This window comes from Marinoscillum sp. MHG1-6, assembly GCF_024714475.1.
GTDB lineage: Bacteria > Bacteroidota > Bacteroidia > Cytophagales > Cyclobacteriaceae > JAMZMI01.
The window spans coordinates 373,343-399,427 of sequence record NZ_JAMZMI010000001.1 but is presented as its reverse complement, the minus strand read 5'-3'; the positions used below and the strand labels follow the sequence as shown (position 1 = coordinate 399,427).

The 26,085-nt window shown below is 43.0% G+C and carries 21 protein-coding genes; 11 read left to right on the top strand and 10 right to left on the bottom strand.

What is annotated here, in order from left to right; translation table 11 throughout:
* Positions 1-7 precede the first annotated feature (7 nt).
* Positions 8-1,009: a TerC family protein gene (locus tag NXR94_RS01800; protein WP_258102849.1), complete on the bottom strand. Its 1,002-nt coding sequence runs from the start codon at positions 1,007-1,009 to the stop codon at positions 8-10.
* Between the two features lie 249 nt (positions 1,010-1,258).
* On the opposite strand from NXR94_RS01800, the gene NXR94_RS01795 reads away from it, so the two are divergent.
* Positions 1,259-1,426, top strand: coding sequence for a hypothetical protein (locus tag NXR94_RS01795; RefSeq protein WP_258102848.1), 168 nt, complete (start codon positions 1,259-1,261; stop codon positions 1,424-1,426).
* Entirely contained in the window at positions 1,423-2,544 is a 1,122-nt protein-coding gene (corA, locus tag NXR94_RS01790; RefSeq protein WP_258102847.1) for a magnesium/cobalt transporter CorA, read from the top strand. The genes NXR94_RS01795 and corA overlap by 4 nt, the downstream gene beginning before the upstream one ends.
* On the opposite strand, the gene NXR94_RS01785 is transcribed toward corA, so the two are convergent.
* From NXR94_RS01785 to gpmI, 3 genes are read right to left on the bottom strand one after another with little or no spacing between them, the layout of a single operon-like run.
* Positions 2,541-4,310 (bottom strand): ABC transporter ATP-binding protein, encoded by a 1,770-nt coding sequence (locus tag NXR94_RS01785; RefSeq protein ID WP_258102846.1) that lies wholly within the window; start codon positions 4,308-4,310, stop codon positions 2,541-2,543. The two genes, corA and NXR94_RS01785, sit on opposite strands and share 4 nt — an antisense overlap.
* The gene (locus NXR94_RS01780; RefSeq protein WP_258102845.1) at positions 4,307-4,846 is read right to left on the bottom strand and encodes a hypothetical protein; all 540 of its coding nucleotides are present in this window, start codon (positions 4,844-4,846) and stop codon (positions 4,307-4,309) included. The genes NXR94_RS01785 and NXR94_RS01780 overlap by 4 nt, the downstream gene beginning before the upstream one ends.
* A gap of 3 nt (positions 4,847-4,849) precedes the next feature.
* Complete coding sequence (gene gpmI / locus NXR94_RS01775) at positions 4,850-6,367, bottom strand: 2,3-bisphosphoglycerate-independent phosphoglycerate mutase (protein ID WP_258102844.1); 1,518 nt, start codon at positions 6,365-6,367, stop codon at positions 4,850-4,852.
* A gap of 158 nt (positions 6,368-6,525) precedes the next feature.
* On the opposite strand from gpmI, the gene NXR94_RS01770 reads away from it, so the two are divergent.
* From NXR94_RS01770 to NXR94_RS01755, 4 genes are read left to right on the top strand one after another with little or no spacing between them, the layout of a single operon-like run.
* A complete protein-coding gene (locus NXR94_RS01770; RefSeq protein WP_258102843.1) occupies positions 6,526-6,912 on the top strand; it encodes a DUF4783 domain-containing protein in 387 nt (128 codons plus the stop codon).
* A 49-nt stretch (positions 6,913-6,961) separates the two neighbouring features.
* Complete coding sequence (gene nadC / locus NXR94_RS01765) at positions 6,962-7,828, top strand: carboxylating nicotinate-nucleotide diphosphorylase (protein ID WP_258102842.1); 867 nt, start codon at positions 6,962-6,964, stop codon at positions 7,826-7,828.
* Positions 7,825-8,298, top strand: coding sequence for a YcxB family protein (locus NXR94_RS01760; RefSeq protein WP_258102841.1), 474 nt, complete (start codon positions 7,825-7,827; stop codon positions 8,296-8,298). Before nadC ends, NXR94_RS01760 begins: the two co-directional genes overlap by 4 nt.
* Positions 8,299-8,345: 47 nt before the next feature.
* Positions 8,346-8,813, top strand: coding sequence for a regulatory protein RecX (locus NXR94_RS01755; RefSeq protein WP_258102840.1), 468 nt, complete (start codon positions 8,346-8,348; stop codon positions 8,811-8,813).
* Between the two features lie 42 nt (positions 8,814-8,855).
* On the opposite strand, the gene NXR94_RS01750 is transcribed toward NXR94_RS01755, so the two are convergent.
* Positions 8,856-11,981 carry a glycoside hydrolase family 2 TIM barrel-domain containing protein gene (locus tag NXR94_RS01750; protein ID WP_258102839.1) on the bottom strand — a complete coding sequence of 1,042 codons (3,126 nt, stop codon included), beginning with the start codon at positions 11,979-11,981 and terminating at the stop codon, positions 8,856-8,858.
* Between the two features lie 135 nt (positions 11,982-12,116).
* Between NXR94_RS01750 and NXR94_RS01745 the strand changes: the two genes are divergently transcribed.
* The 4 genes from NXR94_RS01745 to NXR94_RS01730 all read left to right on the top strand — a co-directional run bounded on the left by NXR94_RS01745 (position 12,117) and on the right by NXR94_RS01730 (position 15,660).
* Positions 12,117-13,265 carry a hypothetical protein gene (locus NXR94_RS01745; protein WP_258102838.1) on the top strand — a complete coding sequence of 383 codons (1,149 nt, stop codon included), beginning with the start codon at positions 12,117-12,119 and terminating at the stop codon, positions 13,263-13,265.
* Between the two features lie 387 nt (positions 13,266-13,652).
* A complete protein-coding gene (locus NXR94_RS01740) occupies positions 13,653-14,087 on the top strand; it encodes a YHS domain-containing (seleno)protein (protein WP_258102837.1) in 435 nt (144 codons plus the stop codon).
* A 35-nt stretch (positions 14,088-14,122) separates the two neighbouring features.
* Complete coding sequence (locus NXR94_RS01735) at positions 14,123-14,626, top strand: hypothetical protein (protein ID WP_258102836.1); 504 nt, start codon at positions 14,123-14,125, stop codon at positions 14,624-14,626.
* Complete coding sequence (locus NXR94_RS01730; RefSeq protein WP_258102835.1) at positions 14,626-15,660, top strand: hypothetical protein; 1,035 nt, start codon at positions 14,626-14,628, stop codon at positions 15,658-15,660. Before NXR94_RS01735 ends, NXR94_RS01730 begins: the two co-directional genes overlap by 1 nt.
* A 414-nt stretch (positions 15,661-16,074) precedes the next feature.
* On the opposite strand, the gene NXR94_RS01725 is transcribed toward NXR94_RS01730, so the two are convergent.
* The gene (locus NXR94_RS01725; RefSeq protein WP_258102834.1) at positions 16,075-17,289 is read right to left on the bottom strand and encodes a DUF4105 domain-containing protein; all 1,215 of its coding nucleotides are present in this window, start codon (positions 17,287-17,289) and stop codon (positions 16,075-16,077) included.
* Between the two features lie 32 nt (positions 17,290-17,321).
* Between NXR94_RS01725 and NXR94_RS01720 the strand changes: the two genes are divergently transcribed.
* Complete coding sequence (locus NXR94_RS01720) at positions 17,322-18,344, top strand: radical SAM/SPASM domain-containing protein (protein ID WP_258102833.1); 1,023 nt, start codon at positions 17,322-17,324, stop codon at positions 18,342-18,344.
* Positions 18,345-18,629: 285 nt separating this feature from the next.
* Here NXR94_RS01720 and NXR94_RS01715 read toward each other — a convergent pair whose 3' ends face one another.
* From NXR94_RS01715 to NXR94_RS01700, 4 genes are all read right to left on the bottom strand, one after another.
* Entirely contained in the window at positions 18,630-19,064 is a 435-nt protein-coding gene (locus NXR94_RS01715) for a GIY-YIG nuclease family protein (RefSeq protein WP_308706254.1), read from the bottom strand.
* A 454-nt stretch (positions 19,065-19,518) separates the two neighbouring features.
* Positions 19,519-20,283 carry an HNH endonuclease gene (locus NXR94_RS01710; protein ID WP_258102832.1) on the bottom strand — a complete coding sequence of 255 codons (765 nt, stop codon included), beginning with the start codon at positions 20,281-20,283 and terminating at the stop codon, positions 19,519-19,521.
* A 16-nt stretch (positions 20,284-20,299) separates the two neighbouring features.
* Positions 20,300-25,096: a RecQ family ATP-dependent DNA helicase gene (locus NXR94_RS01705; RefSeq protein WP_258102831.1), complete on the bottom strand. Its 4,797-nt coding sequence runs from the start codon at positions 25,094-25,096 to the stop codon at positions 20,300-20,302.
* The gene (locus NXR94_RS01700; RefSeq protein WP_258102830.1) at positions 25,093-26,046 is read right to left on the bottom strand and encodes an HNH endonuclease; all 954 of its coding nucleotides are present in this window, start codon (positions 26,044-26,046) and stop codon (positions 25,093-25,095) included. The genes NXR94_RS01705 and NXR94_RS01700 overlap by 4 nt, the downstream gene beginning before the upstream one ends.
* Positions 26,047-26,085: the final 39 nt, after the last annotated feature.

The window sequence follows — 26,085 nt, the reverse complement described above, 5'->3', positions numbered from 1 at the left end:
TTCTAACTTATTGTTGACTCACCAACTCAGGCTTCTTCGGAAACATTAGGGAAAGAATAATAGAACCTGCCAAAACTCCCAGGATCACTCCAAATGAGAGGAAGATGGGTATGTGTATATGGTCTACGCCAAAAATATACCCTAAACCCTTTTGAATCAGTGACCACTCCATCAGCATTTTAGCACCGATAAAAATCAGTACCACGGAAAGCCCTTTTTGAAGCAGGTAGAATTTGTCAAGGATATTCGCCAGTAAGAAGAACATGGCACGAAGCCCCATCACTGCGAAAATATTAGAGGTATAAATGACGAATTCATTTTGCGTGATGGCAAATGCCGCCGGGATGGAATCCACCGCAAAAATTAAATCTGTGCTTTCAATTAAAACGATAACGAGGAAAAGAGGCGTAAAGACACGCTTTCCATTTTCTACGGTAAGGAACTTGCCATCATGATCTTTATCCGTCATAGGGAAGATCTTCTTGGCAAACTTTACCACCGGATTTTTCTCCGGCTCGATGTCCATATCTTCATCTTCTCCAAAAATTTTGATTCCGGAGTAAACCAGGAAGGCACCAAAAATGTAAAGGATCCAATGGAACTGGGTGATGAGCATGGCCCCTACAAAAATGAAAACTGCCCTAAAGACAATGGCTCCCAGTATTCCCCAAAAAAGGATGCTGTGGTAATATTCTTCCTTCACATTGAAGTATCGAAGAATGAGTAGTATCACGAAGATATTATCGACAGAAAGCGCCTTTTCCGTTACATAGGCTGATAAAAATTCCCAGGTGGCATCAGGCCCTTCACCATAAAAGAAGATCAGCGCAGCGTATGCCATAGAGACACCTACCCAAAAGAGGGTTTGTCTCAACGCTTCTTTTTGTGAGATCTTATGATCCGCTTTGTGAAAGACTCCAAGGTCAACCGCCAAAAATGCAACGATGATGATGGCGAATAAACCGAATAACAAGCCCTCGTTTTGGCCGGACAAAAGCGCTAAGAGCATGAGTTTTAATTTTATTTAGAAGAAGTTGGATAAAGCCACTAGAGCGGCACAAATAAAGTAAATAAAAACAAGATAATGAAAATCGCGTTTTAAGAACAAATGATTAGAAATTTCATTGATTAAAGGGTTTTCGTGGACAATCATGCAAAAAAATTGAAAGCCTTTTAGTAATTTAATACCATGCCGGTGATTCTATTAGATATTATCCTTGGATTGATTCTCTACTGTGCATGCCTTTTATTTTTTATTATGAGAGAAAAGAGGCAACAGGACAGAGATAACCATAACGACGAAGGGGATGATGAGGGAGGTCTGCCAGTTTCGTTTCCTCCTGATTTCGACCTACCTCCCGGCGTATGTCTGCCCGATGACCCCCGAGCTAAAAGAATCATTGAAACGGAAGAAATCTTTGCATGAATTCCATATTAAATCCCCTGGAGGACTTAAAGAAAACCCTAAGTTTCTCCACCTTCACTTCGAGTAAAAAGAAACGTCCCAAGACCGGGCTTGCACCCGGAAGCATTATTTATACGGGTAAGGTTTATTCTGAGAAAATTGAAATTGAAGTCATTGACTTTACAGCCGACCGCATACAGGAAGTCAGCATACTTGATATGGAGGACCTTCATCAATATGTCAAAAGTGACTCGGTTACCTGGATCAATGTTCAGGGACTACATGATGTTGAATTGATCAGCAATATAGGATCCATCATGGGTGTACATGACCTGACGCTCGAGGATATCGTGGATCCACAGCAGCGCCCGAAAGTGGAGGAATATGAAGACTACGCCTTCATCGCATTGAAGATGATCAACTTTAATGAAACGAAGCGTAGAATAGAAGTTCAGCAGGTCAGTGTGGTCATGGCTAAAAATTTTGTGATTTGCTTTCAGGAGCGACCGGGAGATGTGTTTGATGATGTTCGTAAGCGACTGAGAAACAGCAAGGGACGAGCCCGTCAGCGCGGCTGTGACTATTTAGGGTACATGCTTCTGGATATCATCATTGACTATTACTATGAAACGTTGGATGGCGTGTACAACCAGATAGAACGTTTGGAGGAGCTGGTGATCAGAAAACCGGAACGAGTTGAAATGCTGCAGATTCAGGCCTTAAAAAAGGACCTGATCCAGCTGAGAAAACATATGAAACCGGTAAGAGATGCATTGCTGACGTTGCTGACACGGGATACCGGCATATTTACCAGCAACACGCTGCTTTACCTGAGGGATTCACATGACCATGTGGAACAGGTGCTGGAAAATCTGGATACCTACCGCGAGATGATCTCTGATGTTATGGACATTTATCTGTCGCAGCTGAGCAACAAGATGAATGAGGTGATGAAGGTACTAACCCTGATTGCCACCATCTTCATCCCGCTCACTTTCGTGGCCGGGATTTACGGGATGAATTTTGAGCACATGCCCGAATTGGGTTGGGAGCTCAGCTATCCCTATGGGTTTTATTCCATCATAGGGGCCATTACCCTCACCATGATCATTTATATGAAAACCAAAAGATGGTTTTAGTCTTCTGCCATTTGGAGGCTTACAAAATTCTTGTAAGCTCCTTGCCGCTCTATTAAATCGGTATGACTTCCTGATTCTTTTACCTGACCTTCTTCCAGTACATATATCGTATCACAGGATTTGATCGTGGATAGTCTATGTGCGATGATCAACGTGGTACGACCTTCCATCAAATCATGAAGGGCTTCCTGAACCAGTTTCTCTGATTCTGCATCCAGTGCACTCGTGGCTTCATCCAAAATGAGGATTGACGGGTTTTTCAAAACAGCTCTTGCGATAGCGATACGCTGACGCTGACCACCACTGAGTTTCACTCCTCGCTCCCCAACCATGGTTTCAAAACCTTCCGGAAAAGACTCAATAAATCTATAGGCATTCGCCTTTTTAGCAGCTGTGATAATCTCCTCTTTCGTGGCCTCAGGCTTTCCATATCGGATATTTTCCTCTATGGTCCCACCGAAAAGGATCACTTCCTGAGGTACGATCCCTACATTTTTTCTGAGCAGTGCTAAATCCAGGTCCGTCAAACCGGTGTCGCCTATCCTGATTTGCCCAGAGCTGACCTCATAAAATCTCATTAACAGCTGAGCGATGGTTGATTTACCAGCACCACTATGTCCTACCAGTGCTGCTTTCTGGCCATTTTCGATATGGAGGTTGATGCCTTTAAGTACCGGCATCTCAGTTCTTGTCGGATATTCGAAATGAACATTGTCAAAAACAATGTCTCCACTTAATCTGATGTTGTCAGTTTCAGTGAGCTCCATTTCACCCTGTTCGGCCAGCACTTCAAGGATTCGTTCAGAAGCCCCTACGGCTTTTTGCAACTGACCGAAAAGGTCCCCAAGGCCGGCAATGGAAGCACCGATGAAAGTGGTGTAGAGAATAAATGAAATAAGGTCTCCCACAGTCATTGCTCCTGACTGTACCAGGCTAGCCCCATACCACATGATGCCTACAATGGCCCCAAAGATGGCGAAGATGATAAAGGAGATAAAGGCTGCTCGGAAGTTGGCTACCATGAGTGCTGTTTTGACCACCCCTTTCATCGATTTGGTATAACGCCCCACCTCAAAAGCTTCTGAGGTGAAAGACTTAACAGATTGGATAGACTGTATGGTCTCTTCGACCACAATGCTTGATTCAGAAAGTTGTTCTTGTGTTTTTTTTGAAAGTCTTCGAATGAATTTCCCAAAAACGAAAGCGATGATCACGATGACCGGGAAGGTCCCGATCATGAATAAACTTAAAGAAGGCGTCACAAAGAAAATGACGATGACCCCGACGACCAACACGATGATCTGTCGGATCAGCTCAGCCAACGTGGTTGACATGGCACTTTGAACCAGGGACACATCATTAGAGATGCGGCTGACCAAATCTCCTACCCGATTGCGATCAAAAAAGCTCATGGGCAAGAGCACCATTTTCTGGTAAAGGTCGGTGCGGATGTTGGCCATGGCATTTTCCGTTACCCGGGCGAATAAAACCACACGGAAAAACGAAACTATACTTTGGAACAGCAGCACCCCAAAAAGTATTAGTGCAGCCTGCCAAAGGTTGTTGACAAGCCATTGATCACTTCCTGAAGCAATGTCTATGAGCTTTCCCGAGATATACGGAAAGACCATGAACATACTACTACTAAAAAGTAGAAAGGCCAGACCTACTCCAAACGTCCACTTATAAGGGAGGATATAGGTAAAGATGCCCGCAAGCTTCCTGAGCCCTTCTTTATTCAATCGATGTTTTGATTCCTTACTCATTTTGCCAGTACCTGCCCCGCTATTTCATAATAGATGGTGTCTTTCATGATCATCTTTTGGAATCCCGTGATCCTGTAATGCTCAATAACGCCATCCGTGATGGTCAGAGTGAGTTCTTTTTTATCGGTATAGATTGTTTTTTCAGCCAAATTCTGCGCCTGAATCAAGGCCTTGCCGTCGGTTTCCTGAATCTGAAAATATCGCACCACGGCTTTTTCATCTTTCTTGAGATCAAATCGCTGGGTATTTCCATTGGTGGATTCCTCAAAGGAACCAACCATGGCCGGTTCTGTGATCGAAAACTCTCTCAGAGCACTCAGCTCCTCGGCCCATCCGCTGGAATCAAGAGTCACCACTTTGGATTCTGTGGCTCCATCCATAGTTACTTTCTTATCCAGTCCATAACCAGAGGACAAGATCTCTGCCTGCTGATCCAGCAAAGCATTCAGATCATAGTAGGAACTCACCTCAGGCTGCACTTTGGCGCAGCCTGAAAGTCCCAGGAATATTATTACAACAAATATCTTGTTCAACATTGATTAGAGGAGCTCCTCACCAGTCATCTCGGCCGGCTTCTCCACACCCATTAATTTCAAGATGGTTGGCGCCAGGTCTCCAAGTTTTCCGGGCTTTAGCTCACCATTAAACTCATTGTCCACAACGATAAACGGAACGAGGTTGGTGGTGTGTGCCGTATTTGGTGATCCATCAGGGTTTACCATGATATCAGAGTTACCATGATCCGCGATGATGATAGAAGTGTAACCATTTTCGAGAGCGGCATCCACCACTTCCTTCGCACAGGTATCTACCGTTTCACACGCCTTTACTGCCGCCTCAAACACTCCGGTATGGCCTACCATGTCCGGGTTGGCAAAATTAAGACAAACGAAATCCGGCCAGTTTGCCTGGAGCTCAGGAACGATCTTCTCTTTGATGTCGTTGGCGCTCATCTCTGGCTGCAAGTCATAAGTTGCTACCTTAGGAGACGGGCAAAGTAATCTCTTTTCCCCTTCAAATTCTGTTTCTCTTCCACCTGAGAAGAAGAAAGTTACGTGAGGATATTTTTCAGTCTCTGCAATACGGATTTGTTTCTTGCTATTGTTGGCAAGTACTTCACCAAGGGTCATTTGCAGATTATCCTTATCAAAAACGACTTTAACACCTTTGAAGGTGTCGTCATAGTTGGTCATGGTCAGGTAGTAAAGCGGCATGGTCTTCATCCCAAAATCAGGGAAGTCCTGCTGGGTCAATACCTCTGTGATCTCACGACCTCTATCCGTGCGAAAGTTGAAGCACATGACCACATCACCTTCTTCAATTTTTGCTACCGGAGCGCCTCCGGAAGTTTTGATTAATGGCTTGATAAACTCATCCGTTACGCCATCTTCATATGATTTTTGGATTCCGGCTTTCACCTCTTCAAGTTGTTCACCGGTTCCGTTCACCATGGCGTCGTAGGCTAATTTCACACGCTCCCATCGCTTATCTCTGTCCATCGCATAATAGCGACCCGTAACAGATGCTACCTGTCCAACATTGTCGCTCATATGATTTTCAAGGTCTTCGATAAAGCCTAATCCACTTTTCGGGTCACAATCACGTCCGTCAGTGAAAGCGTGAACGAACACCTGATCACAATCATTGGCTTTTGCTGCGCTGATCAATCCTTTCAGGTGGTTGATATGTGAGTGAACCCCTCCATTAGATACCAAACCAATGAAGTGGATCTTTTTGTTATTCTTTTTTGCGTAGTCAAAAGCAGCTACCAGCTCAGCTTCTTTTGCTAAACTGCCATCCGCAGCTGCATTGTTGATTTTTACCAAATCCTGGTAAACTACGCGGCCGGCACCAATGTTCATATGCCCAACCTCAGAGTTACCCATTTGGCCTTCTGGCAGACCAACCGCAAGGCCCGAGGCCTCTAAGGTGCTGTGAGGATATTTGGTATAAAGACTGTCTATAAAAGGGGTTTTGGCGCTATCGATAGCCGAAACCTTCTTGTCTGTAGCGATACCCCATCCATCTAGTATGATGAGAATGACTTTCTTATTCATGTATCTGGTTTTGTTTTTGAACTAAGGAAAGACCCACAACAGCTGTTGAGGTCTTCGAGGTGCAAATATAACATGTCCTTTCAGGGATCAGAGACCAAAATCATGAATTCCTAGAGGGCTTTGATAAAGGATGGCACAATTTTCGATAGTTTTAAGGAATGACACAGCTATTATTGATTATTACGCTTATCGCATCACTTGTTTCCGATCCCCTTCAAGACCAGACCTTAGAAAATATCAGTCAGGCCATGTCTGCTGGTAGTTCAAAAGAGTTGATCCGGTTCTGTGGAGATAATATTGAGATCAAGATTGATGGAAAAAGCTCCAACTATAGCCTTTCACAGGCCGAAGTGATCTTAAAGGACTTTTTTCTAAAGCATCCGGCCAAATCTTTCACTTATATTCATCAGGGAGCCTCTCCGGAAGGATTGAAATATACCATCGGTTCCTATAAATCTCAGGACGCATCCTACCGCGTGGTGATGGTGATTAAGAAGCAAGGGACTGCTTATAAGATTGATCAGATCAACTTTAGCCGAGAATAATCCTTTTTTTTACTTACAATAATGGGCGCCTTGCATAATTTTGCCGCCTATGATTTTTCCTTATCTCACGGAAGAAAAAGTTAATCAGTTTATATCGTCTGCATTGAACGAGGATATAGGCGAGGGCGACTATAGCTCTTTAGGGTCGATCCCCGAAGATCAGGTAAGCCAGGCCAAACTCCTGATCAAGGACGATGGCATCCTTGCTGGCGTGGAGTTGGCGGAACGTATTTTCAAGACTGTTGATCCTAATATCCAGGTTGAAGTTTTCAAAAAAGATGGAAGTGCCGTAGAGATAGGAGATGTTGGTTTTCAGGTTACTGGTAACAGCAGAGCTATTCTGGGGGCGGAGCGAACAGTGCTCAACTGCATGCAAAGAATGAGTGGCATTGCTACTTATACGCGTCAGATGAGTCAATTGCTGAAGGGCACGGAAGCCAAGCTGCTGGATACACGGAAAACCACTCCTAACTTTCGCCTGGCGGAAAAATGGGCCGTTGCGATCGGTGGAGGTGTGAATCACCGTTCTGGTCTCTATGATATGGTCATGCTCAAGGATAACCACATTGACTATGCAGGGAGTGTAAAAGAGGCGATTAATTCTACGGTTGCTTATCTGGAAGCGAATAATCTTGACCTGAAAATAGAAGTGGAGGTAAGGAGCCTGATCGAACTAAAGCAGGTAATTGATACGGGAAAAGTATTTAGAGTATTGCTGGATAATATGCTTCCTTCCGATATGAAGCAGGCGGTGGCTATGGTCAACGGATCTATGGAAACGGAAGCTTCGGGAGGGATTACAGAAAAGAATATCAGGGACATTGCCGAAACGGGAGTGAATTATATCTCCGTGGGGGCTTTGACCCATTCCTATAAAAGTTTGGATTTGAGTCTAAAGGCTGAGAAAACGAAATGATTGTAAAGACTAAGAAATATGAATTGCCAACGAACACCTACATTGGTGTGGCATTTAAATCAGTACTGAAAGAGCAATGGTGGGTGGGTCTGATTTACCTGGCTATCTGTGGTTGCTATTTTTTGATCCCAAGTTGGTGGTGGGTGATCGGAGCGACGATTGCGTTGGCATTGTACCTGCTATTCTGGTTGATCCAGTTTGCCGGGGTGACACAAATGGAGCAAGGTAAGTTTATGTTCCAAAAGATGTCCTACGAAATCAGCAGCCAACAGATCCTGCTTAAGATCAATACCAAGCAGGGCATGCCTATGAAATGGGATCAGATCAAGCGAGCAGTTCATACCAAAGATGCTTTTATCCTTTTTGCCAGTAAAGCCCAGTTGCTTTACTTCCCGCATAAGATTTTCAACAATGACAACGAGATACGGTTCATAGACACCGTGCTCAAGAGAAAGGGATTTATTAAATAGGATATTAAAAGGCCATTCGAAAGACTGGTCTTTTTTATTTTGACCCGATGAACGAAGACCGAATCAAGCGTGGATTTGCCAGTGGGGCAAAATATTGTTCCTCACGAGAAAGAGCACCTAAACAGGTTAGAGATAAGCTGCTTTCATGGGCGTTTTCAGAAGAGGAGGCTGATCTCATTATTGAGAAACTGAAGGAAGAAAGGTTTCTGGATGCGGAGCGCTTTGCCCGTGCCTACTGTCATGATAAGTTCGAATTCAATCAATGGGGCCGCGTCAAAATCCGGATGTACATTGGACAGTTTGATCTGCCGACATCGGTCGTAGAGGAGGCGCTGGAAGGGATCAATAAAGAAAAATATCACCACACCCTATCTTCACTGGCAGAACGTAAATGGCCCGGCATTATAGCAAAAAGTGAGGATGATTATCTCAATCGCAGAAAGCTGGCGGATTATCTGATGCGAAAAGGCTTTGAGGGTGACCTGGTTTGGAAGGTGGTCAATGAGATGGAATAAAGATGGCCTCCGGAAGATATGCTCTTCCGAAGGCCCTTCTAATTATTTAGTTACAGGTAAAATCCTGAATGAATACTCATGAGCTTTGTCGGCATAGAACATATAGGGCTCATGCGGTTTTGCTCCCCAGCTGTTGTCTCCACCGATTCCCATCATTTTATGATCAATGTGGACCTCTACAAAATCTCCTTCTGTAAGGTCAGCAGGCGTTCTTAGCTTTTTGTTTTCACCCGGATCAAGATCGGAGGTAGCATAAGGAAGCGCATTGAACTCCAAAGGCTGGTTTAGGGCCAAAACTTGAAGACCTACGCCACCCTGGTTTGTAAGGGCAAATGTTCTAACATCTGTTTTATGTCCGTTTTCCTGGGGTCTGGCGTATGCGAAATACTGATCAGCAACTTTGGACTGATATTGTCCTATGAATGCGGAGGTATTACGATCGTTATAATTTTCCCACGGACCTCGGCCATAGTAGGATAGATTTTCCAATTCCTGTTTCACTTGTAAGGCCATTCCTATTCTTGGGATTTCCGGAAGATCTGCTCCTTTCGCCTCGAAACCAAAGGTGACATCTACCTGACCGGCGGAGTTAATAGTATAGGAAAGATTCAACTTTCCTTCAACAGTCGGCAGGTCATAGGTTAGACTGACTTTGTAGGAAGATTTACTGATCTTTTCTGTGTTTACCATAAGCACTTTGGCCTTACTCATTACGTTTTTCCAAACCGCGCATCTTTTCTGCATTTTATTCCCAAAATCATTGTCTGTGGGTGCGCGCCAAAAGTCAGGAACCAAAGGAGCATTAATGAGTTCGTACCCATTGATCACGTACGAGCGTAATCCACCATTTTTCTTATCGATACCAATTGAGAAGTCTTTTCCTTTCAATGCGATGGCGGCCTCCGTTTCTGTCAAGGTCAACTTATCCTTCGCGGATTGAGTCTGAAGCGCAGCCACAGGGTTTTCTTTGATCACAAACTGCTCACTTGCCACTTCATACCCCAACGGCAATTCTTTAGTAGGCACCACCTGAGTAGCTTTGAAGTTGATAAAATACTCTTTGCCATTACTGAAACTTACACCGTAGTCAATGGAGAAATCACGGATCGACTGAGGCTCAACATTGCTAGCGGCGAATTGACCTCTTTTGACTGCTTTTCCGTTTTCCAAAAGCTCCCAGGTAATCAGGTATTCATCCAGATTTTTGAAGAAAAAGCGATTTTGGATTTGCAGTTTGCCCTCGGCGATCCCGGCATCGATAAATCGAATATTCTGGTAGACTTTCTTGATCTCATAGTAGGCCGGATGAGGAGTTCTATCAGCATCCACGATACCATTCATACAGAAGTTGTTATCGTGATACATGCCTTCCGGCTCAAAATGTCCGCCGTATGCCCAGAACTGTTTGCCATTTTCATGGGTTTTGGCCAAGCCTTGATCCATCCAGTCCCAGATAAATCCACCTTGTAGTTGCGGGTGTGAGTCTACAAAGTCCCAATACTCCTGGAAGTTTCCGTTACTATTACCCATGGCATGAGAGTATTCGCACCAGATAAATGGCCTTTCCGTATCTGAACCCAGCCAATTTTTTTTGATGCTACCAATTTGGCGATACATATCCCCACGGATATCGGTATGTCTTTCTTTGACACTGGTCATCTTCTCGGCCCTTTCGTAGTGTATAGGACGGCTACTATCCAACTTCTTCAATGCCTGGTAAGCGGCCAGGAAGTTGGCTCCGGTTCCTGCCTCATTACCCATACTCCATACGATGACTGAAGGGTGATTTTTATCACGTTCAAACATATTGGATACCCTGGAGACGTGTGCTGCTTCCCAGGTAGGATTGGCACCAAGCGTTTCTTCCGGCTCATAGCCCATGCCATGTGATTCGATATTCGCCTCATCATAGAGGTAGAGTCCGTATTCATCGCAGAGGTCATACCATAGTGGATCATCCGGGTAGTGACAGGTACGCACAGCATTGATGTTGGCTTTTTTCATGGTCAGGATGTCTGCAATCATGGTTTCACGATTGACCACGTGACCGTGGTAGCCATCATGTTCGTGACGGTTTACACCTTTGAGCAATATGGGCTTACCATTGACTAGCAACTGACCATTTTTGATTTCACTGGTGCGAAAACCGATTTTCGAGGAGGTGGCCTCAATCAATGTTCCCTTGCTGTCGATCAGCTCTAATACCAGTGTATAGAGGTTTGGCGTCTCCGCAGACCATCTTTCCACATTGGGAACCTGCCCGGAGAATTGTACCTGCACTTCCTTATTACCAGACAGGTTAAGGTCTGAAGAACCACTTAATCGCTCTTTCCCCGAAGCATCGAGCAACTGGTATCGGACGCTCAAATTCTTTTTGGACTTTTTTGATTTGTTCGTGAGGTCGACGGTGAGCTCCAATACACCATTTTGGTAGGATTCGTCCAGTCCGGCTCGGGCAAAGAAATCGCCTATGTGCGCTTGAGGACGTGCCAGAAGCAATACATCACGCTGTATGCCCGACAATCTCCAAAAATCCTGATCTTCAAGGTAGCTTCCGTCGGTGAACTGAAATACCTGAACGGCTAACTTGTTTTTGCCTTTTGTAAGGTAAGACGTAATGTTGAAGTCTGAAGGCAGCTTGGAGTCCTGCGCATAGCCCACCTTCTTGCCATTGATCCACAGGTCATAGCCTGATTTTACAGCCCCAAACTGGATGTATACCTCTTTACCTTCCCATGCATCGGGGATCTCAAAGTAGGTGATATAAGATCCGACAGGGCTGTATTCATCTGCAATGAAAGGAGGGTTCTTTTCGAAAGGATAACGTGCATTTGAATAGTTTCTAATACCATATCCGTAAACTTCCCAGTTGCCCGGTACAGGGATTGATTCCCATGAGCTATCATCGAACCCGACCGACTGAAAATCCGTGGGACGCTTAGAAGCCTGACTTACATAGCTGAATTTCCACTGACCATTGAGGCATTTCACAAAGTCAGCTTGTTCACGTTTGTTTTCGAGCGCCTTGGCTTTAGTTGCGTAACTGTAAAATGTGGAGTGGGCGGGTTCTTTGTTTACTTCGAAAATGCTCGGGTCTTCCCAATGATTGGGTTGAGCCCAAACCGCACAAGATAGCATGATGGCTAACAGGGGTATTAAAAACTTCATTTGGATTAATTTATTTAAACAGTAATGAGTTGAAACGTTAAATTCGTACAACCCAAATCTATTCCGGCAGTATCCATTTACAAAGAAATAACCCGTTAACAACCGTAAATAACGCTGTTAACCTACAGAAAATCAATGACTTATAAGACCGATCAACAAGTCTCCAGGTATTTAAAGAAAATCCTCGAAAGCAAAGGTTTTCAACAGGGCGACATCTACGTGAGTATGCTGGAGTATTTGGTCAAAGCTTATCAGGAGGGTAGCGTGGTCAAAGAGACTGTTCTTGAGCTGGAATTATTCAACAGTAATGGACAATCCCAATCTTACGAAGGAAAGGTCAGGGTGTATATGTACAACCTCCGTAAGAAGCTGGATGAGTACTACCGCACGGAGGGCAAGCAAGACGAGCTTATTTTCAAAATTGAAAAGGGACAATACAACCTTTCGATTGATTCAAAAAGTCAGTCCGGTGGCAATCCATGGAAATTAGTGATGCTCATCTTTTTAGGAGTGGTAGTTGTGGGATTATTTCTCATATTCTTCAAGTCAGGTCAGAGTGCTCCTAAACTATGGCAGAGCTTTATGAAGCCTGGTGTACAAAACATTTGCTATGTCGGTGACCACTATACCCTATGGGCGAAGATGAAAAGTGGCCTCAACGCGTCGATACATCTGGAGGGAGTTACTTCTGAATCGGAGTTCGATCAACTGCCGGATAGCCTGAAACCTGATGGTATAGTATTCGAAAAACAGAACTATTCCTTTGTGACTAAAATGGGCCCCATCACTGCGTCGAAACTGACTCGATGGTTTGATGAATTTGACCGGGACCTGGAGGTGAGTATGGAATCTGATTTCGTGGAGGATGATATGCTCGATCACAATATCATTTATGTAGGTCCTTATAAGACCCTCGTGGGGTTGAGTCAACTTTTTTTGAAAGATTCAAAGGTATTCGGGTTTGACGGCCGGGCCATCCTGGATTTGGAAAAAGGTCAATCGGTACCGGACCGCACGGTAAAAGATATCTGGTCAGAGAGCGTGATGGTTTCCTATGCCCCTTTGTCGGATAATGATAACAGCATCTTGTTCTTTGCGGCGAATAATGACATCGGCGTGATGGCAGCCGTTGCTAATTTTACCAATAAGGATTGGCTGGAGGAGTTTTACCAAAACATTCCTGAGGACAATGCTTATTTCAATGCTCTTTTTGAGGTGAAAGGTCTGGGCCGCACTAATCTTCGGTGTGAACTGGTCAAACTGGAGATCATCGGTCAGGACTGATAAGCTGGTTGGTGCCAATCTGAAAAGTTGCAGGGCAATAGGAATTAAAAAAGGATGGACATTATTCATTTTAGATTTTTGCTACTTTTTATGCGCCCAGCCTGGGTAATAGAAAAGTAGGAGGAAATCACCGACGTGAGGGGTTTGTGCTTATAAGGAAAGATGTATGAATTCCATTGTAGAGATATGATCAAACTCAAAATGACTTTTCTGAGCTACTTCGCAGAAATATGTCTTAATCCGCTAATTGTTGTTTTTAGGAATTCTTATTCAATTGACAGGTGGATGACATTGTCGTTGTAAGATTGTCCCGATTGTCTTTCCGCATACATTTTCCCCTTGTGATACCCAAAAGGAATCTGCTAATTTGACAAAAACGAATGTAGTATGTGGTGGATCATGATATCCCTCCTTTTTGTAATGCCCCAGGGGTCAGACCTGAACCTCAACAGAAGCGGTCTGGCCATAGATGGTTATGATCCCGTTAGTTATTTTCAGGGGAAACCTAAAGAAGGAAGTAGCGAAGTAAAGGCGGCTTATCGAGGAGCGACGTATTATTTTTCATCCGAGGCCAATAAGAAATTGTTTTTGGCTAACCCGGAAAACTACTTGCCTCAATACGGTGGATGGTGTGCTTACGCCATGGGACTTACAGAACCGGAAAAGGTCAAAATTGATCCGGAAACGTATAAAATATTGGATGGAAAGCTCTACCTCTTTTACAACTTCTGGGGGAGCAACACCCTCAAATCCTGGAATGAAAATGAGGCCGAGCTTAAACGCAATGCAGATGCCAACTGGAAAAAAATCGGCCCACAGTAATCTTCTAATCAAGAATATTTAAGAGATTTATAGTTATGGCATTGAACCAAACCGCAATTGATTTACTCGGTCAGTTGGAAAGGGTACTGAAGCAAATCGAAGATGACCAATACCTTAGCAGGGTAGAATTACTCGGCGGGTCTTCCGTCGGTCAGCATGTCCGGCATACCCTGGAATTTTTTATCTGCCTCATGTCAGCAACCCCGCATGGGGTGATCAGCTACGATGAGCGCAAAAGAGATAAATACATTGAGGAGGAAGTGGCCGTGGCAATTTCTTTTATCAGTTCCATTAACAGTAACCTGAAGAAAAATAAAGACAACTTTTCTTTCGATCTCAAAGCTTCCTACGGCGCGGATGAGGAGGCGATCCTTATGGCAACCAACTTCCAAAGGGAGTTGGCGTACAACATCGAACATGCCATTCACCACATGGCGCTGATCAAAGTGGGACTCCAGGTGGTCAGCCCTAGTGTACAGCTACCCGAACATTTTGGAGTGGCTAGCAGCACCGTTCGTTATCAGCAAGGACAGGCTTAATGTCACCTTTCAAAAGGTTCTGGCTCAAACTGGTCCAGTGGGAGTACTGGCCTTTCTACATCTTTTACATTCCTGTCGAAGCGTACTATCTATGGTTGGCGCTCAAAAATGGGAGGTTTGCCTTTTTGACTTCCGCTAACCCCTCGATGGAGTTTGGTGGTTTTACGGGGGTAAGTAAAACCAGCATTTATGAACTGATTCCCTCCGAATATCTTCCTAAAATGAAATTGATTGCTCCCGGAGACTGGGAGGCTGCCAGGAAAGCAGTGGAATGGATTGGTTATCCGGTAGTAGCCAAGCCCGATATGGGCGAAAGAGGAAAACTGGTAGAAAAGATCAGTAATGAGCTTGAACTCGAAAAATATGTCATAAACTGCCCTGTGGATTTTATCCTACAGGAAGTGATTCGGCAACCGCTGGAGTTGGGAATTTTTTATCTGCGGCATCCCGAGGAGGAGTGCGGTCACATCACCTCTATCGTACAAAAGGATTTTATGAGTGTTACCGGCGATGGGGCCCATACGGTACAGGAACTACTGCAAAAAGATGAGCGCGCTTTACTTCAAATCGATTTTGAGCATCCCCGCTTCGAGGAAGTAATGAAAGAAGTCCCGGAAAAAGGCGAAAAAAAGGTGGTTGAAAGTGTTGGCAACCACTGTCGGGGTACGGTCTTTTTGGATCGCTGTGATCTGATCGATGAAGAGCTGACAGAGGCTATTGATCAACTGTCTAAACGTATTGAGGGCTTTTACTATGGCCGCTTCGATTTGCGCTGTGCTTCGGCTGAGGCTTTGAAAAGGCTGGAAGATTTTAAGATCATTGAGCTAAATGGCGCCGGGGCGGAACCTGCGCATATTTACCAGCCTGGATATTCATTGATAAAAGCCTATCGGGTGGTCTTTTGGCATTTCAAACAACTCGCCAGGATCAGTCAGGCCAATCATCGGAGAGGTGTTCCACAGTGGGGCTTTCGCAGGGCTGTGGCAAAATTGTTTGAGGTACGCAGGTACAATAAAATGTTATCGAAGGGTTGAACTGTTTCTACGCGCCTGCCTTTTTATTGGTCTTATTTAACCGCAGAACGCAGAGAATTGTAGCCTCATGAATCAGGAAGTACTGAATAACTTGAGTTTGATGAAAAAATACCCCAGTACTGTCTTTTTGACGTTAGGAAAAATCTTCTTCCCTTTTAGTTTGAACCAAACCTGAGATGAATTGGCCGAAAAATCAGGAAGATATCTCCATTGCATTACGATATGACAGTACTGGGTGTTTTTAGCTTTTTTAAATCGAAATGAGCTAGTATTTTCCCAATCTCGAAAGGACCTGGTATAAATCTCGTTGAGAAATTCGGACAATGACCACTAAAATGTTGCCAGATTGAGCCGGGCCGCGTAGGCCGGGCCACGAAGGCCGGGCCGCGCAGGCTTGTCGAAATCAAGACAATTTTAATTCTGACTCAACCCTGCCGCCACTTTACGACTATACTTATTCAAATCATAATGGATGAAAAATCCACGAAGGGCCATGGTCAGGATCAGCGGAATGAGTGCCATGTGCAAAGGCTGTGGCAACATCCCCCAAACCACGAGCAGGACCAGGTACAAAATGGAACAAACCAGAAAGTATTTGGAGGCAAAGGGCTGGAGCTTTGGTGATTTCAGGAAATACACAAAAGGGATATGGAGAGGAATCGCCCAAAGCAGGTTGAAGTTCATTTTGGACAAATGGTCTGTCCCCAGCCATAAAAACGCACACCACCAGCCAATGATCCCCACAAAGGTGAAGACCACCACATCGACCCAATGGGTGCGCTTACCCGTCTTGAAATCCCGGTTGGTGAAAAAGCCAACGACAAAGAAGAGTAAGACAAAAACATTGAACGGGGTGAAGGCACCATTCTCGAAGGTCTCCGGTGTAGGAGTATATACATTGATGGTCTTACTGACCATCGGTACGGTAACAGAATCTCTCGTGATCGTCGCATTTTCGAGGCTTTTCTGAACATAATCTGGCAAAAACAGGTATTCCTGCGGATCCGCCACTTTGTCGATTTGTAGTCCAAGGCCAATGTCAATGATCCAATCCCCCCAGGGCTGATAGGCCAGGTAGCGGTCCATCAGGTCACGGATGGTTACCCCCTCTTCGGTGAAGCTGTAGTCATAGGTGACCGTTGCCGGAATGGCTTTCGCCAATACCTCAGGGATTTTTGTGGCACAGTTGTCATACACATAGTTGTAGTAATAGGCGCGATTTTCCGGAAGGTGGTTGTTGGACATAAACTTATACACCTCCCATTTTTCCGCACTGGTCAGGTTCAGTTCCTGCTCGATGATATAGCGGTTGTCGGCAATATAATGGCTGATAAAGCGATCATAATAGGATAGTCCCAGCTCGTAGAGCATCTTTCCCCGGGCAAAATTCCAGTAGAAGTTTTCCTGCTCAAAATTGAAGACGCCATAATTAAAGACATAGTTAACATCCGCCACCGTATCTTCCAGGTGGATGGCGCTGTGCCCAAAGGCTGAATATAACTCTCCCTGGTATGGTCCCAGCGTCATCACCGTAATGCGCATGTTCTCACCGCGCTCTGCCATGGTTGGATAAGACGCAGCGATAGAAGCTGCCAGTAGTAGGAAGAAGAATGTCTTTCTCAAAATCATATTCAAGGGACTTATTTGATTAAGTTTAGGCCATGTACATCAATCTGGCTGATACGCTCAACCTGGCCTCAAAGCTAACTTTTAAACGCTTAAATAACGCAATGCGCATATTGACCAGCTTTTATGCTTCGCGATGGTCGGGAGATGCCTCCATGAGGGGTTTGCCGATCAGCTTGTCGGTGGAGCCGACCACGGCCTGCAACCTCCGATGTCCGGAGTGCCCGAGTGGGCTGAGGTCTTTTACCCGTCCTACCGGAAAGATTGCGCCACATACCTTTCAGCAGGTGATTGATGAACTACACGAAACCCTTTGCTACCTGATCTTTTATTTCCAGGGAGAACCGTATCTGCATCCCGAATTTCTCGAGATGATCCGCTATGCGGCGGACAAACGAATTTATACGGCTACCTCTACCAATGCCCATTTTCTGTCCGATGAGATGGCCAGGCAAACAGTGGAGTCCGGACTGGACCGTTTGATCATTTCGATTGACGGCGCTACGCAAGCAACTTATGAGGCTTATCGTAAAGAGGGGGAGTTGGAAAAAGTGCTGGAGGGCACGGCCAACATCATCAAATGGAAAAAACAATTGAAATCCAGTACGCCACATGTGGTCTGGCAGTACCTGGTGGTGAAACCCAATGAGCATGAAATTGACACCATCCAACAGATGGCCAGGGAATATGGAGTAGATCATTTGGCGTTTAAGACCGCCCAGATCTATGATTATGAGCAGGGGAATGAGCTGATCCCTACAGATGAGCGCTACTCACGCTATAAACAACAGGCAGATGGGACTTATGCCCTCAAACATAAGGTGCTGGACGAATGCTGGAAGATGTGGCATTCGGCGGTTGTGACGTGGGATGGCAAGGTGGTGCCTTGCTGCTTCGATAAGGATGCGCAACATACGCTGGGTAGTGTGAAAGAAAGCAGCTTTGAAAATATCTGGCATTCGGAGGCCTACCATCGCTTTCGTGACCAGCTTTTCACTTCCCGCGGCGAAATAGAGATGTGCAAAAACTGCACGGAGGGTGCGAAGGTGTGGGCGTGAGGTTTTAATGAATGCATTCTGAATAGTTGATACCCGCTACTCTGAGTGGTAATGAGATGAAGCTCACACCAATTTTACCGTCACTCTGAGTCGTGAAGTATGAACGACGAAGAGTCTCATCCTCAGTATAAGATTCCTCTGATTCCCACTTCTATCAGGAGACTCTTCACTCCGCTTCACTGCGTTCAGAGTGACGTTAACAGATTGTGTTCCCTTTTCTGAGGATTGAACGCCGCAATATCTGCTTCTTGTACTTTATCATATTTGAATGAACTGACTCCTTTATTATTGTTCGATTTGATCAAACAAGTCATTCCATTCAGGATTTTGATGCTCAATAATAGCCACCTTTTTAATTCGTAACCATCCCTTTATTTGTTTCTCCCGTGCAATCGCCTCTTCTATTCTTGAAAAGTTTTCATAATAGACCAGCTTAGACAGGTTGTATTTGGCAGAAAAGGAATTTGGATAGTGCTTGTTTCTGTGTTGTACAATTCTGGAATAGAGATCACTGGTTACTCCTATATAAAGTGTGGTGTTATATTTGTTTGTAATGATGTAAACCCATCCGCCCCGTTGCATTGAACTAATATAGGTCGTTTTCCTAAACCCGTCCATAATTGAATGCCAGACACCCCATTTCCTACCGTCACTCTGAGAAGAGAGGAACGAACGACGAAGAGTCTCCTTCTTAGAAGCAGTGCTTAGATTCTGTATCATGGCATGAGACTCTTCACTCCGCTACGTTTCATTCAGAGTGACGTAAACAGACTATGTTTCCTTTTTTGAGGCTGGAACGTCCCATTGGTCAATTTTCATGGGAAATATAATTTAAAACCGCACATTCAATTCCTACCGTCACTCTGAGGAGTGAGGAACGAACGACGAAGAGTCTCATCCTAAGGTGAGGCACTCTAAATCACCCTTTCTAATTATGAGACTCTTCATTACACTACGTTTCATTCAGAGTGACGTAAACAGACTATGTTTCCTTTTTTGAGGCTGGAACGTCCAAATGACTAGCAGTAGCCAAAAACAAAACCCCATCCATTGCTTCAGAGATTTAAATAGGGTCGCGGACCTACCTACGGTCGCATGCAGTTATAGGTGCGGTTCCTCAAGCTCACGCGACCGGTTGGTTGGGGTTTTAGGCAGGGTAATCTTAATTGGATATTCAACGTCTAAAACGAGTAGTGTTGTGATTGGCTAAGAATTCAGGATCAGGTAAAAACTTTGATGGTAAAATGATCTCCCGGCCTTCATAGGCTTGGAAGTAGTTTCGGGCAGATTCAGTTTTGCTTTGTTTTAATTCTGATGAGATCAAAATTTTATAGTCGGGACTAATTGAAATCAAACCGAGCTCGAAGGCCTTATCGTGAAGGCCATTCATGGCTAACCCATTGCTCGGATTCATTCGATTTTGCTCATCCTTACTCCAGGGAATAATATGACCCGCAATCAATAACTCAGGCTGAGAAATTCCAGTTATGCAGCATGTATCATTATAAGAAGCCAAGATGACTTTTCTAAAAAAGTTTTGATTGATCCTAGATCTTACCAATCGCTCTTTTTTCTTACCCTCCATCAAGGGGTCTAAATTTTGATATTTCTCGATTGCTGACTTTTTGCTCCACTTTTCTAAGAGCAACTCGCTTTCGAATGCTGCGTCATCCCAATTGTGATAAAATTCATCCCAAATTTTCTTATCCAATCTGCTCGTATGATCAGCACCTTTGATTCCTCTGGCCTTGAGAGATGGATCCTGACTAGCGAAATTTCCCAATTTTAGACCTACAGAACTTGGTGTGCGTCCGATCAAATTTGCCAGATCAATAACCTCTGGATTGCTTTTATGCATCTTCCCAAATGGGAGTTTACAGTAAAGATTTATGGCTAAGATTAGCTCTTCCCTTGTCCAGAGTTTTTGACCTTTTTTCATCTGCGGATCGTTAATTTTAAATTTCCGAAAAGCGTCTAAAAGTAACTTTTGGTAAAACCACCTTTAATTCTTGTTCTGTTTCCTCTTCTATCCAAAACAAGGTATAATTAATGGTTGCTTTTATCAGGCGATATCCCTTTGTCTTTTGTTCTTCTATCTTTTGCTTGAAGGATTTTGAAAATTTAAGCACGAACTCATTCTCGTTTTGAGTACACCCTTCTTCATTCGCAGTCAGTATAATACCAGATTGAAGCGAAAAAACGCGTCGCTGAACATATTTAAAATAGCTCAGATATACATCGTGCATGCTGAGGGATACATCAAATTCTTGCGGAATCCCATAGTCATTGAAATCTTCCAAAACATGTAAATTTCGAGTGTCAATCTGATCTAATAATTTTTGATTTGAATGAAGGTGTAATCGATGTTTCGCCCTTGTAAGTGCCACATAGAGGAGACGTTTACTTTCTTCACTTCGCAGATATATATTTTGCAGCAGGAGGAACACATTGTCGAACTCTCGCCCTTTAGACTTATGCATGGTACATACCAAAATGCTTTGTGTATCCGTTGATTTAAAATCCTCGATTTTTGATTCTTGAATGTATTGATCTAAATCTGATCTGAATCGAAGCTTCGGATAAAGAAGTTCGAAGCTAACAATGAATCTTTCAAGGGGTTCGTAATTACTACTATCTTTGAATTTTTCTTTTGAATTTTTTTTTGCGCTTTCCCAATCATCAACGGATATTGTAGGCTTTCGGCCAGATTTATCAATTTGTTGAAGGAAAAAATGGAACTCTTCTATACGGCTTAAACTAAAGGAATCGTGCGATTCAACCAGTTTTGCCTTTAAACCTTGGCTATTCAATTTGTTTGCAATGAGAAAGGCTTCTTCGTTAGTTTTAGTAAGAATAGCGGTCGTACCCGAAAGTTCTGTTTCTAATACATCTCTAATTAGAGGTACTACCAGATTAGCGCTTTTATAATAAATAAGCTTCACGATCCCATTGTCCTTTTGTATTGCTTGTATTGGAGTTTGCTTAAGTCTTTCATTAATACAGTTAGCAAACTGATTAGTAAAATCTATCAAATTGGATTTACTTCGGTAGTTTTCCACTAATTCATATTTAGTGGCATTTTTTCGTTGAATAAAATCTAACATGTACTTCGAAGAGGATCCACGAAATTCATAGACGTTTTGATCATCATCGCCTACAGCGATGACTCGCATTTGTTCATTTTGACTTATTAGAGATTCTATGAGGGCATATTCATCCGAACTCATATCCTGTGCCTCATCTATTACCAAGGCAGTACGAGTTATCTCCTTTCGTTCAACTTCACCCGCTTGAATCTTTTCAACAGCATCCATTAGAATATTGGGAGCTTTTTCTAGCGTACCTACTTTTCCAAGGATGTCAAAACAATATGAATGGAAGGTTTTGATGTCTACAAATAATGCTGCATTGCCGACTAGCTTCAGTAGACGAATCTTGAACTCTGTCGCCGCAGCTCTGGAAAAAGTAAGCATTAGAAGTTGTTCGTGTTTCACATCCTCCATAAGGAGTAGAGCCGCTAGTTTATGTACAAGTACCTTTGTTTTGCCACTACCTGGTCCAGCGGCGATAGCTATATATTTTGAATCAGAATCTCTAATGATCTTTAATTGAGCGGGAGAAAGCTCACCAAAAAGTTGCTGGAATTTCCGAGGAGTAATGTTGAGTCGTAAATCATCCCGCTTGCTTCCTTTAAAGTATTTATTGAGAAAGGAGTAAAAGTTAAGCTGGAAGTAATCATCAACAAACTCTAGAGCCTCCTGATAGTTTTCAACCATCTTTTTCGCATACTCTCCGACGATATGTATTTGTTCTACTTTATTTGCATAAAAATCACTTAGCTGTTGATAGTCCTCTACTTTAAACCGTACCCTATTATCCAATTCCAATCGCTCTATGGTAAGACGATTATGAACCACGAGAAAACCGCCTTCAATTCTTATGGCCTCAATCTTTGAAAGATAAAAAAGAGAATTTTCAATGTCTTCCTGTTCTAAATTTCTGTTGAAAAGTGTAGACTGTGTCTCATAAGCCTCTTTGAGTTCGATTATAGAAAACTCTACTAAAGCCTCTTCGTTTTCAACTATTATTTCAATTTCCTGATCGAGCTTTTTATAGAGGTATTTAAGAATAAATTCCCCTAATTCATGGCGTATTCGTTGCTTTTCCTGCAACTCGTTAATGGAAAAACAGCTTATTATTCTTAAATGATTTGGTGATCGAATGTGCCTTTCTTTTTTGATCCAGTTTTTAATTGTCCAAAAGTTCAAAATGGTCCTTATTTTGGAAGGGCTAACATTATTTAGGCCAAGATTTTCAGCAGATTCATTTAACCCTTTTATATTAATGATCTTCTCGGTCTCATTCAGCTCTGTTAGAAGGTAGTTTTCGATTTTGGCGTATTCCTGGAGCCGAGACAGCGAGCGATTAATATTTTCAGCCGTTCCTATATACGCTGTTAAGTCTTTGCTATTTGCTAGAATTCCCTCTTCTCTGAGTAAATTGATAATCCGAATGACATTTTCTTTAACGATTCCTAGGTGATCGGAGATGTAATCTACACGGGCTTCAGCTTCTTCTTCATTGGAGTGCTTTCTGCTTTTTGTGGCAATCAACTTTTTAATTATTCGTATTGCCTGTTCCCTTTGCCCCTCGGTAAACTTGGAGGATCCATTTATTTTGTCAATGGCCTCTTGCGCATTACGAGCCTGAATACTGCTAGCATAGATTATTGGGGAATTCTGTCCTCTTTTTAAATATCCTGCCTCTTCGAGAGCAGCGATAGCCGTAGTAATCCGGTTTTCCATTCCCATTACAGAATCATCCCAACCTGCTTTTCGAGCGATTTCAAGTGCAGAACCTGACATCTTGGTTTTGAACTTCTTTATAGCAGACCATACTTGTTGGATTTCCTTGAGTGTGATCTTAGTTTGATTGAGCAGGGTAAAATGCTTACTTAGATCTTCTTCATTGTATAACACATAGCATTCCGCTTGAAGGCTTTCATCTCTGCCTGCCCTTCCAGCTTCCTGGACATAGTTTTCAAGAGAATCTGAAATATCGTAATGGATGACTAGACCAACATCTTTCTTATCCACTCCCATACCAAAGGCCGAAGTTGCTACCATGATATTTGCATCACCTTCTATAAATGCACGTTGATTACTTGTTTTCTCCTTCGCATCCATTTTACCATGATAGGCAAGAGAGCTATACCCATCCTTGGATAGTCGTGTAGCTAAATCGCTAGCTCGTCTTGTTCTTGAGACATAAATAATTGTTGGGCATTTGATTTGATCTATTAGGTTCCGAATTTCGATGTATTTCTCATCATCGTTGCTTTTACGGAGGACTTTGTAGCGAAGGTTTGTTCGGCCAACTTTTGCTTGTAGTAGTCTTAAGTCAAGGGAAAGCTTTGACTTAAAATATTCAAATATGTCTTCTATTACTTTACGTTTCGCAGTAGCCGTAAAGCACGAAACTGGGATAGGTTCGGGTAAGTTTTTCTTTTCTTGAATTGTTTTGATAAAATCTCCAATATACAAGTAGTCTACTCGAAAATCATGTCCCCAAGAAGAAAAGCAGTGAGCCTCGTCTATTACAAATCTGGAAATAGTCCTTCCTAGAATTATGTTTTCAATTGTCTTGGACCTTAATGATTCTGGTGAAATATAAAGAAGATGTGCAACTCCACTTTCAACTCTTTTTAAAGACTTGGAACGTTCTATTGGGTCGAGTAAACCATTAATTGTAACAGCAGAAGTTATGCCATGACTTTCCAGATTATCAATCTGGTCTTTCATTAAAGATTGAAGTGGCGAAATGACTACGGTAAGGCCTCGACAAGCTTTGCCCTGCATTAGAGCAGGCACCTGAAAAGTTATTGACTTACCTCCGCCTGTTGGGAATATGGTTAAAATGGATTGGTTGCGAACGGCTGCGAGAACTGCATTTTCTTGTAATGGCTCTCCCCCAAAAGTCCGGTAAGAATCGAAATTAAAGAATGATTTAAGCCCGCTATGTATATTCAGGTTTGAATTACAATAATCACATCCATGAAGGCATGGGTTATTCCTGAGCAGGAACATAACGTTATTTACGGATGGATAAGTTTTGAGGATCCATTTTGGAAATATGGAAAATTGATCATCCGTATTGATTAAGACCAAACAATAAGCCAATTCTATTGGATGATCAACTATTAACTGATTGATGTTAGCATTGGAGCAAATACGACTCTTAAACCTTAGGTGAATAAGTTGGAATAAGTCTTCTGATGTGTTGTTGAACCCGATCCATTCGAAGAAATATTTAAAATTGAATTGATGGGTTAGCAACTGATATAGAATCTTTTGAAATGGTTGATCCAATGTGCCGAAGGCGCTCACCTCCTCAAAAAAAAGATCTCTTGCTTTGATTGCATCATTTAATGGGTTATTCAAATCTTCAGATTGAAGCTTATCGTCCTTGACCAGTTTATGATAGGGCTTTTTCGGAAAAAGTAGAGCAGAAAGAGGTAAAGTGTCAATTACCTTGGCATCTGCAACGAGCTGGGGAAGTTTTTGGCCAAGGTATTTTAGATCATGCTTGATGATGTTGTGACCAATCCAAAAATTACAACTTGATAAAGTTGGAACAAAAGATGAGAGGTTGTTCGCGTGGAATTTATTTCCTTGATCATTAATCGATCCTATATCTTGAATTTGGTTATTAGTCTGGGATACCTCTAGATCTAGAAAAATGGACTTTTTCATTTGAATATTCTGATTCCATGCCATTCCAAATTTTCTTGTCTTGGCCAATATTTTTGATTTTTTGGTAAGTGGATTTTAGAACCACGGTATTGTTTGATCGAATAGCCACCTTCTTCTAAAAATTGATCAGAAACCCTCACAGTATAGTCGGGTGTGATGGTAATAAAACCACGATCAAAGGCCCTGTGCAGATTTGGACAGAAAGCAATGCCATTTGTGACGGTATCATCATAACTTTCACTAAAAGGCACAATATGACACGCATCTATCATCGAAACATTGTGCAAGGACTCCACACGCAAACCGGTAATACAACAGCTGTTGTTATAGATTCTTGGAATTTCACGTTTGAACACGCTACTTCGCAAATAAATCTCTTCATCTTCCTTTTGATCAATCAGTTTCCTTGACCGCTTTTGATATTCGTTCGGAGGCTCATTCAAAAAATTATTTTTCAGATTTTCGATAATACTTGAGGCACTTTGATTCGAAAAATGGGATTTGGTAACTGGAAAATATTCATCTAAAAGAAAGCGTAATAACATCTGATTACAATGCGAATCTTTTAGTAAAACAACCAAATCTGTTTCCAATTGTGCATGGTCTACCACCGCTTTTAAATTGGCGAAGCTTTTCATAAGTGACCCCATTTTTTCCAAATCGGAGAAGCCATCTTTGGGTATTAATGCCCAAAAGCCCTCACTTTTCATGTAATAGAATGGGTAGGAAATTCTACAGTCATGATTTGTAGTAACGAGAGTTGACCAATTGGCCTTGAAAAAGGCTACAAATTCTGGGGTTAGGTAAACATTGCTATTGGAAAAGATACCTGCATTGAATGACTGAATGACTGAAATAAGCAATATAGGCTTGTGGGGAGCAACGCCATGTGAGCGATCCACACGTAGCTTTTTAAACGCTTTCAGATATTTCTCAAGACTAGCCTTCATTACACTACACGGTAACATAATTTACGACTAGTTTGTCAT

What these genes read in the sequence shown, in the direction of transcription:
- NXR94_RS01725 (WP_258102834.1), bottom strand. Translation starts at nt 17,289, where the DNA reads ATGATTTTGAGAAAGACATTCTTCTTCCTACTACTGGCAGCTTCTATC.
- NXR94_RS01710 (WP_258102832.1), bottom strand. Translation starts at nt 20,283, where the DNA reads ATGAAAAAAGGTCAAAAACTCTGGACAAGGGAAGAGCTAATCTTAGCC.
- NXR94_RS01780 (WP_258102845.1), bottom strand. Translation starts at nt 4,846, where the DNA reads ATGTTGAACAAGATATTTGTTGTAATAATATTCCTGGGACTTTCAGGC.
- NXR94_RS01755 (WP_258102840.1), top strand. Translation starts at nt 8,346, where the DNA reads ATGAACGAAGACCGAATCAAGCGTGGATTTGCCAGTGGGGCAAAATAT.
- NXR94_RS01720 (WP_258102833.1), top strand. Translation starts at nt 17,322, where the DNA reads ATGTACATCAATCTGGCTGATACGCTCAACCTGGCCTCAAAGCTAACT.
- NXR94_RS01735 (WP_258102836.1), top strand. Translation starts at nt 14,123, where the DNA reads ATGGCATTGAACCAAACCGCAATTGATTTACTCGGTCAGTTGGAAAGG.
- NXR94_RS01795 (WP_258102848.1), top strand. Translation starts at nt 1,259, where the DNA reads ATGAGAGAAAAGAGGCAACAGGACAGAGATAACCATAACGACGAAGGG.
- NXR94_RS01750 (WP_258102839.1), bottom strand. Translation starts at nt 11,981, where the DNA reads ATGAAGTTTTTAATACCCCTGTTAGCCATCATGCTATCTTGTGCGGTT.
- NXR94_RS01800 (WP_258102849.1), bottom strand. Translation starts at nt 1,009, where the DNA reads ATGCTCTTAGCGCTTTTGTCCGGCCAAAACGAGGGCTTGTTATTCGGT.
- NXR94_RS01740 (WP_258102837.1), top strand. Translation starts at nt 13,653, where the DNA reads ATGTGGTGGATCATGATATCCCTCCTTTTTGTAATGCCCCAGGGGTCA.
- NXR94_RS01730 (WP_258102835.1), top strand. Translation starts at nt 14,626, where the DNA reads ATGTCACCTTTCAAAAGGTTCTGGCTCAAACTGGTCCAGTGGGAGTAC.
- corA (WP_258102847.1), top strand. Translation starts at nt 1,423, where the DNA reads ATGAATTCCATATTAAATCCCCTGGAGGACTTAAAGAAAACCCTAAGT.
- NXR94_RS01705 (WP_258102831.1), bottom strand. Translation starts at nt 25,096, where the DNA reads ATGAAAAAGTCCATTTTTCTAGATCTAGAGGTATCCCAGACTAATAAC.
- NXR94_RS01715 (WP_308706254.1), bottom strand. Translation starts at nt 19,064, where the DNA reads ATGATACAGAATCTAAGCACTGCTTCTAAGAAGGAGACTCTTCGTCGT.
- NXR94_RS01700 (WP_258102830.1), bottom strand. Translation starts at nt 26,046, where the DNA reads ATGAAGGCTAGTCTTGAGAAATATCTGAAAGCGTTTAAAAAGCTACGT.
- NXR94_RS01745 (WP_258102838.1), top strand. Translation starts at nt 12,117, where the DNA reads ATGACTTATAAGACCGATCAACAAGTCTCCAGGTATTTAAAGAAAATC.
- NXR94_RS01760 (WP_258102841.1), top strand. Translation starts at nt 7,825, where the DNA reads ATGATTGTAAAGACTAAGAAATATGAATTGCCAACGAACACCTACATT.
- gpmI (WP_258102844.1), bottom strand. Translation starts at nt 6,367, where the DNA reads ATGAATAAGAAAGTCATTCTCATCATACTAGATGGATGGGGTATCGCT.
- NXR94_RS01785 (WP_258102846.1), bottom strand. Translation starts at nt 4,310, where the DNA reads ATGAGTAAGGAATCAAAACATCGATTGAATAAAGAAGGGCTCAGGAAG.
- nadC (WP_258102842.1), top strand. Translation starts at nt 6,962, where the DNA reads ATGATTTTTCCTTATCTCACGGAAGAAAAAGTTAATCAGTTTATATCG.
- NXR94_RS01770 (WP_258102843.1), top strand. Translation starts at nt 6,526, where the DNA reads ATGACACAGCTATTATTGATTATTACGCTTATCGCATCACTTGTTTCC.